Below are 252 nucleotides of genomic sequence, written 5' to 3'. Positions count from 1 at the left end.
CGCCAAGCACAACTAGAGCTGCAGATATGTCTTAAGCCGAGAGGGAGTCATATACCAGGGCAAAAACACCCATGGCAGTCGAGAAGAAGCCGATGAGGCCTGGCACCTTGTCGACTATGTCGTAGGTTGCCCAGTGTTTCCGTCCGCCGAAACCGACGTTGTAGCCGGTCTCCGCGATGCACTTCAATAGAGCGTCTTTTTTCATAGGGTCTCGCTGATTGGGACAAGGACTTGGTCGCGAGCGACAACGAC

At 54.4% G+C, this 252-nt stretch carries 1 protein-coding gene; it reads right to left on the bottom strand.

Annotated features, from left to right (window positions below; genetic code table 11):
* Positions 1 to 31: 31 nt before the first annotated feature.
* Positions 32 to 205, bottom strand: a complete 174-nt coding sequence (locus tag SB725_RS32720; protein WP_410923641.1) for a hypothetical protein — start codon at positions 203 to 205, stop codon at positions 32 to 34.
* Between the last annotated feature and the right edge of the window lie 47 nt (positions 206 to 252).

It is taken from the genome of Pseudomonas sp. SIMBA_041, assembly GCF_046535095.1.
In the GTDB taxonomy this organism is placed as follows: Bacteria; Pseudomonadota; Gammaproteobacteria; order Pseudomonadales; family Pseudomonadaceae; genus Aquipseudomonas; species Aquipseudomonas mucoides.
The sequence above is the reverse complement of the archived record's forward strand: the minus strand, read 5'-3'. Positions and strand labels throughout refer to the sequence as shown.